The organism is Mycobacterium europaeum (assembly GCF_002102155.1).
GTDB classification, from domain to species: domain Bacteria; phylum Actinomycetota; class Actinomycetes; order Mycobacteriales; family Mycobacteriaceae; genus Mycobacterium; species Mycobacterium europaeum.
Genome location: NZ_LQOU01000041.1, coordinates 96358 through 113794, shown reverse-complemented (window position 1 = coordinate 113794; position 17437 = coordinate 96358). Strand labels below are relative to the sequence as shown.

Annotated in this window: 16 protein-coding genes and 2 pseudogenes; 8 read left to right on the top strand and 10 right to left on the bottom strand. The window is 70.8% G+C overall.

The window, feature by feature from the left end; translation table 11 throughout:
• The 3 genes and pseudogenes from AWC03_RS19370 to ctaC all read right to left on the bottom strand — a co-directional run.
• Positions 1-525, bottom strand: a pseudogene (locus AWC03_RS19370) (MmpS family transport accessory protein); the annotation flags it as partial.
• Positions 526-706: 181 nt separating this feature from the next.
• Positions 707-1126 (bottom strand): cytochrome c oxidase subunit 4, encoded by a 420-nt coding sequence (locus tag AWC03_RS19365; RefSeq protein WP_085242325.1) that lies wholly within the window; start codon positions 1124-1126, stop codon positions 707-709.
• A gap of 13 nt (positions 1127-1139) precedes the next feature.
• Complete coding sequence (ctaC, locus tag AWC03_RS19360; RefSeq protein ID WP_085242324.1) at positions 1140-2252, bottom strand: aa3-type cytochrome oxidase subunit II; 1113 nt, start codon at positions 2250-2252, stop codon at positions 1140-1142.
• Positions 2253-2384: 132 nt separating this feature from the next.
• Here ctaC and asnB point away from each other — a divergent pair, with 132 nt between their 5' ends.
• Positions 2385-4337: an asparagine synthase (glutamine-hydrolyzing) gene (asnB, locus tag AWC03_RS19355; protein ID WP_085242338.1), complete on the top strand. Its 1953-nt coding sequence runs from the start codon at positions 2385-2387 to the stop codon at positions 4335-4337.
• Between the two features lie 22 nt (positions 4338-4359).
• Here asnB and AWC03_RS19350 read toward each other — a convergent pair whose 3' ends face one another.
• Positions 4360-5334: a carbohydrate kinase family protein gene (locus AWC03_RS19350; RefSeq protein ID WP_085242323.1), complete on the bottom strand. Its 975-nt coding sequence runs from the start codon at positions 5332-5334 to the stop codon at positions 4360-4362.
• A 184-nt stretch (positions 5335-5518) separates the two neighbouring features.
• Between AWC03_RS19350 and AWC03_RS19345 the strand changes: the two genes are divergently transcribed.
• The gene (locus AWC03_RS19345; RefSeq protein WP_085242322.1) at positions 5519-6175 is read left to right on the top strand and encodes an Rv0361 family membrane protein; all 657 of its coding nucleotides are present in this window, start codon (positions 5519-5521) and stop codon (positions 6173-6175) included.
• A gap of 27 nt (positions 6176-6202) precedes the next feature.
• Here AWC03_RS19345 and AWC03_RS19340 read toward each other — a convergent pair whose 3' ends face one another.
• Both AWC03_RS19340 and AWC03_RS19335 read right to left on the bottom strand, forming a co-directional pair.
• The gene (locus AWC03_RS19340; protein WP_067281389.1) at positions 6203-6559 is read right to left on the bottom strand and encodes a HesB/IscA family protein; all 357 of its coding nucleotides are present in this window, start codon (positions 6557-6559) and stop codon (positions 6203-6205) included.
• 100 nt (positions 6560-6659) lie between these two features.
• Entirely contained in the window at positions 6660-7739 is a 1080-nt protein-coding gene (locus AWC03_RS19335; protein ID WP_085242337.1) for a glycerate kinase family protein, read from the bottom strand.
• A gap of 191 nt (positions 7740-7930) precedes the next feature.
• Here AWC03_RS19335 and AWC03_RS19330 point away from each other — a divergent pair, with 191 nt between their 5' ends.
• From AWC03_RS19330 to AWC03_RS19315, 4 genes are read left to right on the top strand one after another with little or no spacing between them, the layout of a single operon-like run.
• Entirely contained in the window at positions 7931-8611 is a 681-nt protein-coding gene (locus AWC03_RS19330) for a DUF3043 domain-containing protein (RefSeq protein ID WP_085242321.1), read from the top strand.
• 26 nt (positions 8612-8637) lie between these two features.
• On the top strand, positions 8638-9186 hold the full coding sequence (locus AWC03_RS19325; RefSeq protein ID WP_085242320.1) for a bifunctional adenosylcobinamide kinase/adenosylcobinamide-phosphate guanylyltransferase: 549 nt from the start codon (positions 8638-8640) through the stop codon (positions 9184-9186).
• Positions 9183-10241 carry a nicotinate-nucleotide--dimethylbenzimidazole phosphoribosyltransferase gene (gene cobT / locus AWC03_RS19320; RefSeq protein ID WP_142278440.1) on the top strand — a complete coding sequence of 353 codons (1059 nt, stop codon included), beginning with the start codon at positions 9183-9185 and terminating at the stop codon, positions 10239-10241. The genes AWC03_RS19325 and cobT overlap by 4 nt, the downstream gene beginning before the upstream one ends.
• Positions 10238-10996, top strand: coding sequence for an adenosylcobinamide-GDP ribazoletransferase (locus AWC03_RS19315; protein WP_085242318.1), 759 nt, complete (start codon positions 10238-10240; stop codon positions 10994-10996). Before cobT ends, AWC03_RS19315 begins: the two co-directional genes overlap by 4 nt.
• 111 nt (positions 10997-11107) lie before the next feature.
• On the opposite strand, the gene AWC03_RS19310 is transcribed toward AWC03_RS19315, so the two are convergent.
• Both AWC03_RS19310 and gcvT read right to left on the bottom strand, forming a co-directional pair.
• Positions 11108-12214: a branched-chain amino acid aminotransferase gene (locus tag AWC03_RS19310; protein ID WP_085242317.1), complete on the bottom strand. Its 1107-nt coding sequence runs from the start codon at positions 12212-12214 to the stop codon at positions 11108-11110.
• A 53-nt stretch (positions 12215-12267) separates the two neighbouring features.
• Complete coding sequence (gene gcvT, locus AWC03_RS19305; protein ID WP_085242316.1) at positions 12268-13377, bottom strand: glycine cleavage system aminomethyltransferase GcvT; 1110 nt, start codon at positions 13375-13377, stop codon at positions 12268-12270.
• A gap of 177 nt (positions 13378-13554) precedes the next feature.
• Between gcvT and AWC03_RS19300 the strand changes: the two are divergent.
• Together AWC03_RS19300 and AWC03_RS19295 are read left to right on the top strand one after the other, a co-directional pair.
• Positions 13555-13806: pseudogene (locus AWC03_RS19300) on the top strand (nucleotidyl cyclase domain-containing protein); the annotation flags it as partial.
• An 11-nt stretch (positions 13807-13817) separates the two neighbouring features.
• The gene (locus AWC03_RS19295; RefSeq protein ID WP_169716539.1) at positions 13818-15365 is read left to right on the top strand and encodes a leucyl aminopeptidase; all 1548 of its coding nucleotides are present in this window, start codon (positions 13818-13820) and stop codon (positions 15363-15365) included.
• Positions 15366-15368: 3 nt separating this feature from the next.
• Here AWC03_RS19295 and AWC03_RS19290 read toward each other — a convergent pair whose 3' ends face one another.
• Both AWC03_RS19290 and AWC03_RS19285 read right to left on the bottom strand, forming a co-directional pair.
• The gene (locus AWC03_RS19290; protein WP_085242314.1) at positions 15369-16970 is read right to left on the bottom strand and encodes a phytoene desaturase family protein; all 1602 of its coding nucleotides are present in this window, start codon (positions 16968-16970) and stop codon (positions 15369-15371) included.
• Positions 16967-17416, bottom strand: coding sequence for an SRPBCC family protein (locus AWC03_RS19285; protein WP_085242336.1), 450 nt, complete (start codon positions 17414-17416; stop codon positions 16967-16969). The genes AWC03_RS19290 and AWC03_RS19285 overlap by 4 nt, the downstream gene beginning before the upstream one ends.
• Between the last annotated feature and the right edge of the window lie 21 nt (positions 17417-17437).

The window sequence follows — 17437 nt, the reverse complement described above, 5'->3', positions numbered from 1 at the left end:
GGTCGTGGGCGGTGGTGGCGGCGGGGGCGGCGGCTTGGTGGTCGTGATCTCGTCCTGCATCGGCGGCGTCGACGGGACGGTGGTGGTGTTCGGGGTGGCCAGCTTGGTGGTGTCGGTGCGCGCGAACAACAGCGACACCGAGACGACGAGCGCGATCGCGGCCACGATGGCGGCGATCCCGACCACCCACGGCCAGCGCGGTGCGCCGTGCTCGTCGTCGGCGTCGGTCGACTCGTCGAAGGTGTCGTAGTCGTAGAGCCTGAGGTCGGCCGGCAGGTAGGGCCCGCTGATGAAGTGCTCGGACTCCGGGGCCGAATAGGCCCGCGAATAGACGTCGGTCTGGCCCGTCTGGTCGGCCGCCGGTTCGGCGCTGCTGTCGAAGGGCTCGAGTTCGTCGTCGGGACCGGGTTCGCCCAGGGGCTCGGGGGCGTCCGCGGGCTCGCCGTCGGAATCGGGTTGATGGGGAGCCTCGTTCACGGAATCGGGTTCCTCAGGTTCCCATTCCGGGGGTTTCGGCCCACTCATCTTTGCCTGCCCTGTCCGACTGCCTCACCAGCGCGCGGGGCCCGGCGGCCGTATCGTTGCGCGCGCGCTTGAGAAATTGTCATTTGCCTGGGCAAAACATTACCGAACCGAGAGGGGCAAAGAAGTCCTGGCGAAGCGGCCACAGATCACGTGATCGGATTGTGACCTTAACGCGTGCGGATCAGTGTTTCTCGGGTCCGATGTAGTACTCGAAGACCAGTCCCGCAACCGATGCCAGGATGAACATCACGCCCGCGGCGATCAGCCAGGGCAGCCACAGCGCGATGCCGACCGCGGTCACCGAACCCGACAGCGCGATCAGGATCGGCCACCAGCTGTGCGGGCTGAAGAAGCCCAATTCTCCTGCTCCGTCGCTGATCTCGGCGCCCTCGTAGTCCTCGGGCCGGGTATCGATGCGGCGCGCGACGAACCGGAAGAAGGTGGCCACGATCAACGCCAGTCCGCCGGTCAGCGCCAGCGCGGTCGTGCCCGCCCACTCCTCACCGCCGGTGGCGAAAAGCGCGGTCAGCACCCCGTAAAGCACCGAAACCACAATGAAAAACGCGGCGACGAATTCGAAAACCCTGGCTTCGATATGCATTTGGTGTCCTAACCTACTGCTGGCTTCCGGCCAACTGGCCCCGGCGGGTGTCGAACGGGTGGGTGGACACCGCCAGCGGTGCCTGACCGATCGACTGCAATGCCTGGGAGTTGCTCTTTCCGTCGATGCGCTGCTGCAAGTAAGCCTTGAAGTCGTTGGGCGGCACCACCCGAACCTCGAAGTTCATCATCGAGTGATAGGTGCCACAGAACTCGGCGCAGTGCCCGACGAAGGCCCCGGTCTTGCTGATGTCGTCGACCTGGAAGACGTTGATCGAGTTGTTCGCCTCGGCGTTGGGGATCACGTCCCGCTTGAAGAGGAACTCCGGCACCCAGAACGTGTGGACGACGTCCGCGGACGCCAGGCGGAACTGGATGCGCTTGCCGGTCGGCAGCACCAGCACCGGGATCTGGTCGCTGGTTCCCAGGGTTTCGACCTTGTCGAAGTTCAGGTACGTGCGGTCGGAGGTGTTGAGCCCGCGCACCGGCCCGACGAGTTCCTCGCCGTGGGCGTCCTTGCCTTCGGGCCTGGAGACCATCGCGTTCTTGCGCGCCTGATCGGCGCCGTCATAGGTCAGCGTGCCGTCCTTGAAGTCGACGCGCTGATAGCCGAACTTCCAGTTCCACTGGAAGGCGGTGACGTCGACCACCACCTCGGGGTCCTTGTCGAGGTGCAGCATCTTCTCCTGGACCACCACGGTGAAGTAGAACAACACCGAGATGATCAGGAACGGCGTGACCGTCAGCACCAGCTCGAGCGGCATGTTGTAACCGAACTGGCGGGGCAGCTCGGTGTCGGTGGCCTTCTTGCGGTGGAAGGCGGTGGCCCAGAAGATCAGGCCCCACACGATGACCCCGACGACCAGCGAGGCGATCACCGCGCCGAGCCACAGTTCGCGGTTGTAGTGGGCCTGCGGGGTGATGCCCTTGGGCCAGCCCAGGCCCAGCACGTCCTCCCAGCTGCACCCGCTCAGGGTCAACGCCAGCACGCCGAACGTCGCGGCCAGCGCCAGCGGCCGCAGACGACGGGACAGACCCCGCCGGACGATGCCGGACCGGCTGCCAAAACGGCCCTGAAACCTGCCCTGCGACAAACGTTGCGAACGGACCTGCTCGCGAGGTGTCACGTCGGCGCCTCCTGCTCGGATATCGAATACTACGCAGCGTAGACCACGCGGCTGACCCGAGCGACGAAACCCCGGCCCGGCACGGGTGTGCGGCGGCACGAGCGGCGGCCGAGTGCGGCATACTGGGGCGCCGTGTGTGGTCTGCTGGCGTTCGTCGCTGCCCCGGACGGTGCCACTGACGACGCTGCCGCCCGCGCCGACGATGCCATCGCGCGCGCGTCGCACCTGATGCGCCACCGGGGTCCCGACGAACCGGGCACCTGGACCGACCCGGGCGCCGACGGAAACGTCGTGTTCGGCTTCAACCGGCTGTCGATCATCGACATCGCGCATTCGCACCAGCCACTGCGGTGGGGCCCGCCGGAGTCGCCCGGCCGCTACGTCCTGGTGTTCAACGGGGAGATCTACAACTACCTCGAGCTGCGCGACGAGCTGGCCACCGCGCACGGCGCGGTCTTCGCCACCGACGGTGACGGCGAGGCGATCGTCGCCGGCTACCACTACTGGGGCGCCGACGTCCTGACCCGGCTGCGCGGCATGTTCGCCTTCGCCCTGTGGGACACCGCCACCCTCGAATTGTTCTGCGCCCGAGACCCGTTCGGCATCAAGCCGCTGTTCATGGCGACCGGTACCGGCGGCACGGCGGTGGCCAGCGAGAAGAAGTGCCTGCTGGACCTGGCGGATTTGGTCGGCTTCGACACCCGGATCGACGAGCGGGCGGTGCAGCACTACACCGTGCTGCAGTACGTGCCCGAGCCCGAGACGCTGCACCGCGGGGTGCGCCGGCTGGAATCGGGCTGCTACGCGCGGATCCGGCCCGGGGGGCAGCCGGAGGTCACCCGCTACTTCGTGCCGCGCTTCGCCGCCACGCCGATCACTCGCGGCGGCGAGCAGGCCCGCTACGACGAGATCACCGCGGTGCTCGAGGACTCGGTGGCCAAGCACATGCGCGCCGACGTCACCGTCGGGGCGTTCCTGTCCGGGGGCATCGACTCCACCGCCATCGCGGCGCTGGCCATCCGGCACAACCCGAAGCTGATCACGTTCACCACCGGGTTCGAGCGCGAGGGCTTCTCCGAGATCGACGTCGCGGTGGCCTCCGCCGAGGCGATCGGCGCGCGCCACGTCGCCAAAGTGGTCCACCCGGACGAGTTCGTGGCCGCCCTGCCCGAAATCGTCTGGTACCTCGACGAGCCGGTGGCCGACCCCGCGCTGGTACCCCTGTTCTTCGTCGCCCGGGAGGCCCGCAAACACGTCAAGGTGGTGCTGTCCGGGGAGGGCGCCGATGAGCTGTTCGGCGGCTACACGATCTACCGGGAACCGTTGTCGCTCAAGCCATTCGACTACCTGCCGCGGCCACTGCGGCGGTCGATGGGCAAGGTGTCCAAGCCGCTGCCGGAGGGCATGCGCGGCAAGAGCCTGCTGCACCGCGGCTCGCTGACGCTCGAGGAGCGCTACTACGGCAACGCGCGCAGCTTCTCCGACGCCCAGCTGCGCGACGTGTTGCCCGGCTTCCGCCCCGAATGGACCCACACCGACGTCACCGCCTCGGTGTACGCGCAGTCGGCCGGCTGGGACCCGGTGGCCCGCATGCAGCACGTCGACCTGTTCACCTGGCTGCGGGGCGACATCCTGGTCAAGGCGGACAAGATGACGATGGCCAACTCGCTGGAGCTGCGGGTGCCCTTTCTGGATCCCGAGGTGTTCGCCGTCGCCTCGCGACTGCCGGTCGACGCCAAGATCACCCGCACCACCACGAAGTACGCGCTGCGCCGGGCCCTGGAGCCGATCGTTCCCGCGCACGTGCTGCACCGCCCCAAGCTGGGGTTCCCGGTGCCCATCCGGCACTGGTTGCGCGCGGGCGAGCTGCTGGACTGGGCGTACGGGCTGGTGGCGTCCTCACAGGCCGGCCACCTCGTCGACCTGGCCGCCGTCCGGCGGATGCTCGACGAGCACCGCAACGGCGCAAGCGACCACAGCCGCCGGCTGTGGACGCTGCTCATCTTCATGCTCTGGCACGCGATCTTCGTCGAGCACAGCGTCGTGCCGCAGATCAGCGAGCCGCACTACCCCGTGCAGCTCTAGCCGAGGCTCTCCGGCGTCGAGGTCAGGCCAGCACCGCGGCGATCTCGTTGGCCGCGTCGTCGCCGTAGGCGCCGGCCAACCGGCTGACCGCGGTCTCGCGGTCCCAGTCCCAGTTCTGGGTCCCGGTCGATTCCAGGACCAGCACGGCGACCAGCGAACCCAGCTGCGCCGAGCGCTCCAGGCTCAGGCCGGCGCTGCGGCCGGTGAGGAAACCGGCGCGGAACGCGTCGCCGACGCCGGTGGGGTCGGTCTGGCTGGTTTCGGGCACCACGCCCACGTGGGTGGTGGTGCCGTCGGGCTCGACGATGTCGACGCCCTTGGGGCCCAGTGTGGTCACCCGCAGGCCGACCTTGCCCTGCACGTCGGCCTCCGACCAGCCGGTCTTGTTGAGCAGCAGCTCCCACTCGTAGTCGTTGGTGAACAGGTAGGCCGCGCCGGCGACGAGCTTCTCGATCTCCGCACCGGACAGGCGGGGCAGCTGCTGGGACGGGTCGGCGGCGAAGGGCAGGCCCAGCTTGCGGCACTCCTCGGTGTGCACCACCATCGCGTCCGGGTCGTTGGCCCCGACGATGACCAGGTCCGGCTCGCCGATGGACGCGACCACGTCGGCGAGCTTGATGGTGCGGGCCTCGGACATGGCGCCCGGGTAGAACGAGGCGATCTGGGCCATGTCGACGTCGGTGGTGCAGGTGAACCGCGCCGTGTGCGCCGTCTTCGAGATCAGGACGTTGTCGCAGTTGACGCCGTGCGACTGCAGCCACTGCCGGTAGTCGTCGAAGTCGTTGCCGGCCGCGCCCACCAGCGCGACGTCGCCGCCGAGCACGCCGATGGCGTAGGCGATGTTGCCCGCCACACCACCGCGGTGAATCACCAGGTCGTCGACCAGAAAACTGAGCGATACCTTCTGCAGGTGTTCAGCCAGCAGGTGCTCGGAGAACTTGCCGGGGAACCGCATCAAATTGTCGGTCGCAATCGAACCTGTCACCGCGATCGTCACGAATGTCTCCGCCCTTCGTTAGTAAGGTTATCTAGCTTACGCACGGGTCCTCGCCGTCGTCGTGTCCACCGTCGGCGCGAGGCGGTGCGCTAGCCTCCCTAGGGAACTCGCTCAAGTCGCCGGGACGCGATGCCCGGTCGGGGTAATCCCGCAGTAGTCCCGTCTACCACGGTAGGAGACCACGATGGCAGGTCCGCAGTCGCCGAACCACATCGTCGGCGGTAGCGGACCCAGCGGCCCCGAGCGTCCGGCCCAGGCCCCGCCGCTCGATTACCCCGACGACCGCCGCGCCGGCGACGCCGCACCCGCCAATTATGCCGGGCAGCAGCCGCCGCCGATGCCCTACCCGCAGCGCCGGTCCAAGCGGCGGCTGATCGTCGGAATCCTGGTCGCCCTCGCGCTGGTGGCCGCCCTGACCGTGGCGATCGTCTACGGCGTGCGCACCAACGGGGCCAACACCGGCGCGACCTTCTCCGAGGGGGCCGCCAAGACCGCCATCCAGGGCTACCTGGACGCCCTCGACCACCGCGACATCGAGGAGATCGAACGCAACGCGCTGTGCGGCATGTACGACGGCGTCCGCGACAAGCGGTCCGACCAGGCGCTGGCCAAGCTCAGCAGCGACGCGTTCCGGAAGCAGTTCTCCCAGGTCGAGGTGACCTCGATCGACAAGATCGTCTACCTGTCGCAGTACCAGGCCCAGGCGCTGTTCACCATGCGGGTGTCCCCGGCGGGCGGGGGCCCGCTGCGCGGCGACCTGCAGGGCATCGCCCAGCTGCTCTTCCAGCGGGGCGAGATCATGGTGTGCTCGTACGTGTTGCGCACCGGCGGCTCGTACTGAGCGCGCCCGGCGTGCGGGCTTACCCCGTCAGTTGAACGAGTCGCCGCAGGCGCACGAGCCGGTGGCGTTGGGGTTGTCGATCGTGAAGCCCTGCTTCTCGATGGTGTCGACGAAATCGATGGAGGCGCCTTCCACGTAGGGCGCGCTCATCCGGTCCACGGTCAGCGTCACGCCGCCGAAGTCGGCGGTCAGGTCGCCGTCCAGCGTCCGGTCGTCGAAGAAGAGGTTGTAGCGCAGTCCTGCGCACCCGCCCGGCTGGACCGCGATACGCAACGCCAGGTCGTCCCGCCCCTCCTGATCGAGCAGGGACTTTGCCTTGGTGGCGGCGGCCTCGGTCAGGATCACGCCGTGCGTCTTGGCGTTCGACTCGTTTTGCACCGTCATTGCTTCTCCTACATGCCTCATCGTTGGGTGGCTTCGTTCAGGTTCGAGCCCGCTGGTCTCGCGTTCGGCGGCCCGATCCGCCCGGCGGAAGCCCACTGGATCAACGGTACCTTGCAGAACCGCTATTCCCGAGTCGCGCCGCCACCACCGATGCCAGACCCATCAGCTGATTGGCCGCGTCGGCCTGCGCCAGCCGCGCCGACCCGGCGTGATCGGCGATGGACAGGGCGGCCATGATGCCCGCCGAGCGCACCGTGGCGTTGTCCAGGCCGACCTGGCCCGCCAGCACGATCACCGGCACTCCGCGCGGGCGGGCCGCGTCCGCGAGAAAACCCACCACCTTGCCGTGCAGCGACTGTTCGTCGAAGCGCCCCTCACCGGTGATGATGAGCTCCGCGATGTCCAGATCGGCCTCCAGCCGGGTGTGATGAGCGATGATGGCCGCGCCGGACTCGCACCGGCCGCCGAGCGCCAGCAGCCCGGCGCCGATGCCGCCGGCGGCCGCCGCGCCCGGTTCGGCGCTGACGTCGCGCCCGGCCACCGCTTCCAGGATGAGCGCCCATGCCTGCAGGCGGACCTCCAGCGCCGCGACCGTGACCGTGTCGGCGCCCTTCTGCGGCCCGAACACCCTGGCGGCCCCCCACGGCCCGAGCAGCGGGTATTCGGTGTCGGAGGCGGCGATGAGCTCGACGTTGGCCAGTTGGCGGCGGGCGGAATCCAGGCCGCCGAGCTCGGCGATCATGCCCTGCCCGCCATCGGTGCACGCGCTGCCGCCGAGCCCGACCACGATCCGCGTCGCACCGGCCCGCATCGCCTCGGCGATCAGCTGTCCCACTCCCCTGCTGTGGGCCGCCATCGCGGTCTCCGGGGTGGGCGGGCCGCCCAGCAGGGGCAGGCCACACGCCTGCGCGCATTCCAGGTAGGCGGTGGTCGTGGCGGGGTCGAACACCCACTGCGCCTCGACCATGGTGGACAGCGGCCCGGACACCCGCAGGCGCCGCGTCTTGCCCCCCAGCCGGCTGGCGAGCACCTCGACGAAGCCGGGACCGCCGTCGGACTGCGGGGCGACGATGAAACGGTCGCGCGGGCGGCTGCGGGTCCACCCGGTCGCGATGGCCGCCGCGGCCTCCACGGCCGTCATGCTGTCGCCGTAACAGTCCGGAGCCACCAGGACGAGCATGGCGGGCAGCTGCAGACGGCCGGGAGCGAGGCCAAAGCCAGCATCATCCGAGGCCATCGACCCGTCGTCCATCACAGGAAGCCATTCATCACTGGTAAGAGTAGGGCCAAGTGAGGGGCTGACGCAGGTCTAATAGCAAGGCATTCCAAGCCAATTCCGGGACGGGCCGTCCGCGAAGTAACCTGGCCTCTGTGAAGCTGATGGGCCGTAAGAAGGGCCAAGACGATCTTGACGAAGGCGCGGCCGCAGTCGACGCCGCCGGTTCCCCCGCGACCGCCTCTCGGGGATCGCGCGGCACCAGCCCGAAGGGCCGCCCGACGCCCAAGCGCAACGAGGCCAGGCGCACCGCGCGCAAGGGGCCGGTCGCGCCCGCACCGATGACCGCGTCGGAGGCGCGGGCCCGCCGCAAGTCGCTGGCCGGCCCCAAGCTCAGCCGCGAGGAGCGCAAGGCCGACCGGACCGCCAACCGCGCCCGGATGGCGAACCGCCGGGAGCGCATGATGGCCGGTGACGAGGCCTACCTGCTGCCGCGCGACCAGGGCCCGGTCCGGCGCTACGTGCGCGACGTGGTGGACGCCCGGCGCAACCTGCTGGGCCTGTTCATGCCGGCGACCCTGTTCCTGATGTTCGCCATGTTCACCACCCCGCAGCTGCAGCTCTACGTCTCCCCGGCGATGCTGCTGCTGATGGCCGTGATGATGGTCGACGGGCTGCTGCTGGGCCGCAAGGTGAGCAGGCTGGTGGACGCGAAGTTCCCGGACAACACCGAGAGCCGGTGGAAGCTGGGCCTCTATGCCGCCAGCCGGGCGTCGCAGATGCGCCGCCTGCGCACGCCGCGGCCCCAAGTCGAGCGCGGCAGCGATGTCGGTTAGACGCCGCCGGAAAGCCGCCTGAACGGGTGCGCACGCTGGTCCTCGGCGGGATCCGGTCGGGCAAATCCCGGTGGGCGGAGGACGCCATCGCCGGCGCGGTGCCGGCCGGACAGCCGGTGTGTTACCTGGCCCCCGGCCCGACCGGTGCGGGGGACGCGGCCTGGGCGGACCGCGTCGCCGAGCACCGCGGCCGCCGGCCCGGGCATTGGTCGACGGTCGAAACCGACGACATCGCAGGCCACTTGCGCGGGTCACCGGACACCCCGACGCTGGTCGACGACCTGGGCACCTGGTTGACCGGCACGCTGGACCGGCTCGACGGGTGGGCCGGCGGGTCGGTGGCGGCTCCGGTCCGCGACACGATCGACGCCATGCTCGCCGCCGTCGGCGACTTCGATTCCACGTTGGTGCTGGTCAGCCCCGAGGTCGGGCTGGCCGTCGTCCCGGCCACCGCGTCCGGGCGCCGGTTCGCCGACGAGCTGGGCACCCTCAACCAGCGGGTCGCCGAGCTCTGCGACCGGGTGGTGCTGGTGGTGGCCGGGCAGGCGGTGCCGATCAAGCCGTCGGGGACCTGATGGACTTCGCCCCGGTATCGCCGCCCGATGCGGGCGTCGCCGCTGCGGCCCGCGCCCGCCAGGACACGCTGACCAAGCCCAGGGGCGCGCTGGGCCGCCTCGAGGACCTTTCGGTGTGGATCGCGTCGTGCCAGGGGCATTGTCCGCCAAGGCAATTCGAGCGTGCCCGGGTGGTGGTGTTCGCCGGTGACCACGGGGTCGCGCGGTCCGGGGTGTCGGCCTACCCGCCGGAGGTGACCGCCCAGATGGTTGCCAACTTCGAGGCCGGCGGGGCGGCGATCAACGTGCTGGCCGATCTCGCCGGCGCGACGGTGCGCGTCGCGGACCTGGCGGTGGCCGGCGACGCGCCCGCCGAGCGGATCGGTGCGCACAAGGTGCGGCGCGGCAGCGGCGACATCGCCGTCGAGGACGCCCTGACCCAGGACGAGACCGTCACGGCGATCGCCGCGGGCCGGGCCATCGCCGACGAGGAGGTCGACTCCGGCGCCGATCTGCTCATCGCCGGCGACATGGGGATCGGCAACACCACCCCGGCCGCGGTGCTGGTGGCGGCGCTGACCAACGCCGAACCCGTCGCGGTGGTGGGCTTCGGCACCGGCATCGACGACGCCGGATGGGCACGCAAGACGGCGGCGGTGCGCGACGCCCTGTTCCGGACGCGGCCGGTGCTGCCCGACCCGGCCGGGTTGCTGCGCTGCGCCGGCGGCGCCGACCTGGCCGCGATGGCGGGGTTCTGCGCGCAGGCCGCGGTGCGGCGCACCCCGCTGCTGCTCGACGGGATGGCGGTGACGGCGGCCGCGTTGGTCGCCGAGCGGCTGGCTCCCGGCGCGCGGCTGTGGTGGCAGGCCGGTCATCGGTCCACCGAGCCCGGTCATGCCCTGGCGCTGACCGAGCTCGGCCTGGAGCCGATCCTGGACCTGCGGATGCGGCTCGGCGAGGGAAGCGGCGCCGCGCTGGCGCTGCCCGTGCTGCGCGCCGCGGTGGCCACGCTGTCGTCGATGACCACCTTCGTGCAGGCGGGGGTGTCCGATTCAAAGGCCGCTCCCCCGTCGTGATGCGTTCGCTGGCAACGGCTTTCGCGTTCGGCACGGTGCTGCCGGTGCCCCGTGGGTGGGACGCCCCGATGGGCCGCGGCGCCATGACGGCGCTGCCGGTGGTGGGCGCCGCCTTGGGCGCCTTGGCCGCGATCGTGACGTGGGGCGGGGCCTGGGCCTTCGGAGCGGCCAGCCCGCTGTCGGGGCTGCTCGCGGTCGCGACGCTGCTGCTGGCCACGCGTGGCCTGCACGTTGACGGGGTGGCCGACACGGCCGACGGGCTGGGCTGTTACGGGCCGCCGGAGCGCGCGCTGGCGGTGATGCGCGACGGGTCGACCGGCCCCTTCGGCGCGGCGGCCGTCGCCTTGGTGATCGCGCTGCAGGGCCTGGCGTTCGCGGCGCTCGGGGCGGCGGGCAGGCCGGGGATCGTGGGCGTCGCCGTGGTGGTCTTCGCCGGCCGGGTCGCCGCGGTGCTGGCCGGCCGCCGGTCGGTGCCGGCGGCCGCCGGCAGCGCCCTGGGGGTGCGCGTCGCCGGCAGCCAGCCGGCGATCGTGGTGGCGGCCTGGGTGGCGGTGCTGCTCGCCGTCTCGTCGGCGGGGGGACCGCGGCCGTGGCAGGGGCCGGCCGCGGTGCTGGCGGGCCTGTGCTGCGGCGCGGTGCTGGTGTGGCACTGCGTGCGCCGGTTCGGCGGCATCACCGGTGACGTGCTGGGGGCCGCCATCGAGCTGACGACGACGGTGGGCGCGGTGACGCTCGCCGGGTTGGTGCGGTTGTGAAGCTCGACTGCCCAGCTGGCCGGGCGCTCACGCGAGTTCCAGCCGCGAGCGTGAAATCAACTTCACGCTCGCGGCTGAACGTGAAACGAACTTCACGTTCGACGGCCGGGCTCAGCCCAGCCGGGCCATCCAACCGTGGGTGTCGGCGAAGGTCCCCCGCTGGATCCCGGTCAGCGTGTCGCGCAGCGCCATCGTCACCTCGCCGGGCTGGCCGTCGGCGACGGTGAACTCGGTGTCGCCGTACTTCACGTTCGAGACCGGGGTGATGACGGCGGCCGTGCCGCAGGCGAACACCTCGGTGATCTCGCCGGCGGCGGCCTTCTTCTGCCACTCGTCGATGTCGATCTTGCGTTCCTCGACGGAGAATCCGGCGTCAATCGCCAACTGCAGCAACGAATCCCGGGTGATTCCCGGCAACAGCGAGCCGGACAGCTCCGGGGTGACCAACCGCGCCGATCCGCCGCTGCCGAACACGAAGAAGATGTTCATGCCGCCCATCTCCTCGACGAAGCGCCGTTCGACGGCGTCCAGCCACACCACCTGGTCGCACCCGTGCGCGGCGGCCTCGGCCTGCGCCACCAGCGAGGCGGCGTAATTGCCGCCGAACTTGGCCGCGCCGGTGCCGCCGGGGCTGGCCCGCACGTAGTCCGTCGACACCCAGACGGTGACGGGACTGATGCCGCCCTTGAAGTAGGCCCCGGCCGGGGACGCGATCAGCAGATACCGGTACTGCTTGGAAGGCCGCACGCCCAGTCCGGGCTCGGTCGCGATCATGAACGGCCGCAGATACAACGCCGCCTCGCCGCCGGCGGCGGGCACCCAGGGCTTGTCGACGGCGATGAGCTGGCACAGCGAGCCCATGAACAGTTCGTCGGGCAACTCGGGCATCGCGAGCCGGCGCGCCGACGACCGCAACCGCGCGGCGTTGGCCTCGGCGCGGAACGACACGACCGAGTCGTCCGCCCAGCGGTAGGCCTTGAGCCCTTCGAAGATCTCCTGCGCGTAATGCAGGACTATCGCCGACGGGTCCAACTCGATCGGGCCGTACGGGATGACGCGGGCGTTGTGCCAGCCCCGCTCCTCGTCGTAGTCGATCGACACCATGTGGTCGGTGAAGTACTTGCCGAAACCGGGCTCGGCCAGGATGGATTCACGGTCGGCGTCGGTCGTGGGGTGGGCCGAACGTGAAACCGTGAACTCGAGGGAGCCGCTGGTCATGGCGCTGATTGTATATCCGCCTGCGACCGGGCTTTTCACCTGAACCGGGGGCACTAACGGGTTTTCGCTTCGACGAAGGGCGTCCGCACCACTTCGCACTCGGCGGCGCGCCCACGGATGTCCACGGTGATGCGCCGGCCGTCCTCGATCCCGGCGTCGGTGTCGATCAGCGCCAGCCCGATGCCGGCTTGCAGCGTCGGGGAGAAGGTTCCCGACGTGGTGACCCCGACCGGCGTCTCGCCGGCCAGCACCGTCAACCCGGGCCGCAGCACACCGCGGCCGACCATCCGCAGCCCGCGCAGCAGCCGTCGCGGGCCCGCCGCCTTCTCCGCCAGCAGCGCGTCGCGGCCGAAGAACGCGTCCTTCTTCCAGCCGATCGCCCACCCGCATCGGGCCTGCAGCGGCGAAATGTCCAGCGCCAGTTCATGCCCGTGCAGGGGGTAGCCCATCTCGGTGCGCAGCGTGTCGCGGGCGCCCAGGCCCGCGGGCTCGCCGCCGGCGGCGGCTACCGCCGCGGCCAGCGCGTCGAACACCTCCCCCGAGGACTCCCACGGCGGCAGCAGCTCGTAGCCGTGCTCTCCGGTGTATCCGGTCCGGCACACCCGCACCGGCACCCCCGCGTAGGAGGCGTCGGCGTAGCCCATGTAATCCATGCCGGTCGGCAGGCCCAGCCCGTCGAGCACCTCGGCCGAGCGCGGGCCCTGCACCGCCAGCACCGCGTAGGAGCGATGCTCGTTGGTGATGGTCAGGCCGGGCCCCAAACCGGCCTCAGCGGCCGCCCGCAGCGCCTCGACCACCGCGGCGGTGTTGGCCGCGTTGGGCACCAAGAAGATCTCGTCGTCGTCGACGTAGTAGGCGATCAGGTCGTCGATGACGCCGCCGGATTCGGTGCAGCACAACGTGTATTGCGCCTTGCCCGGCCCGATGCGGCTCAAGTCGTTGGTGAGCGTCGAGTTGACGAACGCGGCCGCACCCGGCCCGCGGACCAACGCCTTACCGAGGTGGCTGACGTCGAACAGACCGACCGCGTTGCGGGTGGCGTTGTGCTCGCTGACGGTGCCGGCGTACGACACCGGCATCAGCCAGCCACTGAACTCGGCGAAACTGGCCCCCAAGTCGCGGTGGCGGTCTTCCAACGGGCCATGCAGTAAGTCATCGGTCACGACGATTCACCCTAATCCCGGATCCTGGCGCACTCGGGTTGGTGGTCGATTCGCCGGACTTCGCGGCGCTGGAGGCGGCCGGGGTCGCCCGTGGGCGCGAGCGGACCGACCTGATCAAGTACCTCGACGGACTCGGCCTCACCGTCGACGAAATGGTGGAGTCCGAGCAGCGCGGACGGCCTTGCCTACGGCACCGTGCTGGCGATCAACGGGGACTACTTCGGCAGCCCGGTCAACCTGGCGGCGCGTCTGGTCGGGGCCGCGGCCCCGTGCCAGGTCCTGGCCGACTCGGCGCTGCGGGAGCAATTGCCGGACTGGCCGGCGACCGCCCGTGGCCCCTTTGACCTCAAGGGTTTCGACGACCCCGTGATCGCCTTCGAGCTGCACGGGGGGCGCGCCGCCGGTGTCGGCGCGGGCCCCGCCGATTAGGGTGAATGCCCGTGACCACCGAATTGAGCTATCAAGGCCCCGCCATCAACGTCGCCGCGTCGCTGCCCAAACGCGCGGCGGGCTCTTCGGTATTGGTCGTGCCGGTCGTCTCGACCGGCGACGAGGACAGGCCCGGCGCGGTGGTTGCCCAGGGCGAGTCGCCGCTGCCGGCCGACGCGGTCGCCGACATCGAATCCGGCCTGCGGGCCCTGGACGCCACCGGCGCCAGCGAGCAGGTCCACCGCCTGGTGGTGCCGTCGCTGCCGGTGTCCAGCGTGCTGGCGGTCGGACTGGGTAAGCCGCGAACCGAATGGCCCGCCGACACGATCCGCCGGGCCGCCGGGGTGGCGGCGCGGTCGCTGGGCACGGCCGAGACGGTGATCACCACGCTGGCCGGGTTGCCGGGCGCCGACGTCTGCTCGGCGGCCGTCGAGGGACTCATCCTCGGCAGCTACCGCTTCACCGAGTTCCGCAGCGGCAAGACCGCCCCGAAAGACAAGGGGCTGCGCAAGATCACCGTGCTGTCGACCGCGAAGGACGCCAAAGCCGCCAGCGCGCACGGCGCGGCCGTGGCGATCGCGGTGGCCACCGCCCGCGACTTCGTCAACACGCCGCCGAGCCACCTGTTTCCCGCCGAATTCGCCAGGCGCGCAAAGGCTTTGGGCGAATCTGTGGGCCTCGAGGTGGAGGTGCTCGACGAGAAGGCGCTGCAGAAGGCGGGCTACGGCGGCGTGATCGGTGTCGGCCAGGGCTCGTCGCGGCCGCCGCGGCTGGTGCGGCTGACCCACCGCGGTGCCAAGCTGGCCAAGAAGCCCAAGCAGGCGAAGCGGGTCGCGTTGGTCGGCAAGGGCATCACGTTCGACACCGGCGGCATCTCCATCAAGCCGGCGGCATCGATGCACCACATGACCTCGGACATGGGCGGCGCGGCCGCGGTCATCGCCACGGTGGCGCTGGCCGCTCAGTTGCGGTTGCCGATCGACGTGATCGCCACTGTGCCGATGGCCGAGAACATGCCGTCGGGCACGGCGCAGCGGCCGGGCGACGTGCTGACGCAATACGGCGGCATCACCGTCGAGGTGCAGAACACCGACGCCGAGGGCCGGCTGATCCTGGCCGACGCCATCGTGCGGGCGTGCGAGGACAACCCGGACTACCTGATCGAGACGTCCACGCTGACGGGCGCGCAGACGGTCGCGTTGGGCGCCCGGATCCCCGGGGTGATGGGCAGCGACGAGTTCCGCGACCGCGTCGCGGCGATCTCGCAGCGGGTAGGCGAGAACGGCTGGCCGATGCCGCTGCCCGACGAGCTCAAGGACGACCTGAAATCCACCGTGGCCGACCTGTCCAACATCAGCGGCCAGCGGTTCGCCGGCATGCTGGTGGCCGGCGTGTTCCTGCGCGAGTTCGTCGCCGACGGCGTGGGCTGGGCGCACATCGACGTGGCCGGCCCCGCGTACAACACCAGCGGCCCGTGGGGCTACACGCCCAAGGGCGGCACCGGTGTGCCGACCCGCACCATGTTCGCGGTGCTCGAAGACATCGCCGAAAACGGCTAGCGGTCAGCGCTTACCGGTCAGCAGCGAGAAGACGGCGCGCTTGACCTGGCGGCGGGGCCAGCCGGTCGCGCCATCGGCGGCCAGCGCGGCGTTGGCCGCGTTGCGCCCGCAGGCGCCGTGCACCGAGCCGCCCGGGGTCGCCGAGGCACTGCCCAGATAGAGCCCCTGCACCGGGGTTTCGGCGCGGCCCATGCCGGGCGCCGGGCGGAAGATCAGCATCTGCTGCAATTGCGCGGTGCCGCCGTTGAGCGCACCCATGTGCAGGTTGGCGTCGCTGGCCTCCAGGTCCGACGGCCGTTGTACGAACCGGCCGACGACCGCCGATCCGAAGCCCGGCGCGTGTTCCTCGATCACCCCGTCCAGGGCTTCGGCGAGCCGGTCGGCCGACGCGTCGTCGGCGACGTTGCGCGGCAGATGCGTGTAGGCCCACACGCTTTCGGTTCCCTCGGGCGACCTGGTCGGATCGGCCGTGGTGGTCTGCCCCAACAACATGAACGGATGCTCGGGCACCACCCGGGTGTTGAGATCGGCCATCCAGCGGATCAGCCCGTCGCTGTCGGCGCCCAGGTGGACGGTGCCCACGCCCTGCAGGCTCTTCGCCCGCCAGGGCACCGGCCGGCCGAGCGCATAGTTGACCTTCACCACGGGCGGATCCCACACGAAGTGCTCGAGGTCGCGTAACAGCTTGGGCGGCAGCGCATCCGCGGGCAGCATGTCGCAGAACAGCCGCGGCGCCGTCACGTCGGCGACGATCGCCCGCCGCGCCGCGACCGTGCGCCCCTCGGCCGTCATCACCCCCACCGCGCGGCCGCCCCGCACCTGAATGCGGGACACGTTCTGGTTGCACTCGATTCGCGCGCCCGCGGAGCGGGCCCGGTTGACCAGGGCGGCCGTCAGCTGTCCGGAGCCCCCGACCGGCACCGGCCAGCCGCAGTCCTGGGCCAGCATCGTCATCAGGAATCCCATGGCGCCGCTGATCGGCGCGTCCGGTGGGACGTCGGCGTGCATCGCGTTGCCCAGCAGCAGGACCCGCGGCGCCTCGCCGGCGAACAGCTCGCCGGCCATGGTGTTGGCCGGCTGCACCAGCAGGCGCGCCACCCGGAGCGCCTCGGAGGTGCCGAGCCTGGTCAGCAGCCGCAGCATCGGGCGCACCGGAGGAAATGGCGACAGCATGGCGTCGAGCAGCGGCGCCTTGATCCGCTGCCACAACTCCACCAGCCGCCACCAGTTGTCGCCGTCGGCCGGTTCCCGGCGCGCGAATTCCGTTGCCGTGCGGGCGGGGTCGTGGTAGACGATGGGCGGGTCTTCATCGTCCGGGTCGCGCGGATGACCGACCACCGCGGGCGCGTGTGCCCACCGCAGGCCGTGGTCCTCCAGCCCCAGCGCCGCGATCGCGGGCGAGGCCACCGTCATCGGGTAGTAGGAGCTGAACAGGTCGGTGATGTAGCCCGGCGTCAGCTCGGCGCTGCGGACCGCGCCGCCCGGTTCCGGCTGGGCTTCCAGCACCAGGACGTCCCATCCGGCGTCGGCGAGCATCGAGGCGGCGACCAGCCCGTGGTGCCCCGCTCCGATGACGACGGCGTCGGCGGTGTCCCGCACGCTCATTTGACCTGGCTCGGCTCCAGGCGCTCGGCCAGGGACGCCAGCCGCCACAGGCACTCCTTGTTGCGCGGGTAGGCCGCGGCCAGCGCCAACGAGTTGGGAACCACCGCCATCGGGCCTTCGACGGGCACTTCGATCATCTCCACCCGGCAGCCCTGCGGTGTTTCGTGCAGCAGCATGGTGATCCGCGCGGCGCCTAACGGACCCAGGCGGGCGCACAGCACCAGCTTGTGCGGCGGTTCGCACACCTCCACCACCGTCGCGTCGTTGATCACCATGGGCCAGATCCCGATGGAGTGCCTGATCGAGGAGCCGGGCTCGGGCCAGTGCGGATCGACGGCCCGCATGCGGCTGTTGCCCACCACCCACTGGGTGTAGGTCCACCCCTGGGCCAGCACCTCCCACACCCGCTCGCAAGGCGCGGACACGTCCCGCGTCGCACTCAGCACCACGTTGCACTCCCCTCTCGG

Bases quoted from the DNA above. Each gene is read 5' to 3' on its own strand.
- AWC03_RS19310 (WP_085242317.1), bottom strand. From the start codon at position 12,214: ATGACCAGCGGCTCCCTCGAGTTCACGGTTTCACGTTCGGCCCACCCC.
- AWC03_RS19345 (WP_085242322.1), top strand. From the start codon at position 5,519: ATGGCAGGTCCGCAGTCGCCGAACCACATCGTCGGCGGTAGCGGACCC.
- AWC03_RS19365 (WP_085242325.1), bottom strand. From the start codon at position 1,126: ATGCATATCGAAGCCAGGGTTTTCGAATTCGTCGCCGCGTTTTTCATT.
- AWC03_RS19290 (WP_085242314.1), bottom strand. From the start codon at position 16,970: ATGAGCGTGCGGGACACCGCCGACGCCGTCGTCATCGGAGCGGGGCAC.
- AWC03_RS19335 (WP_085242337.1), bottom strand. From the start codon at position 7,739: ATGCTCGTCCTGGTGGCTCCGGACTGTTACGGCGACAGCATGACGGCC.
- AWC03_RS19340 (WP_067281389.1), bottom strand. From the start codon at position 6,559: ATGACGGTGCAAAACGAGTCGAACGCCAAGACGCACGGCGTGATCCTG.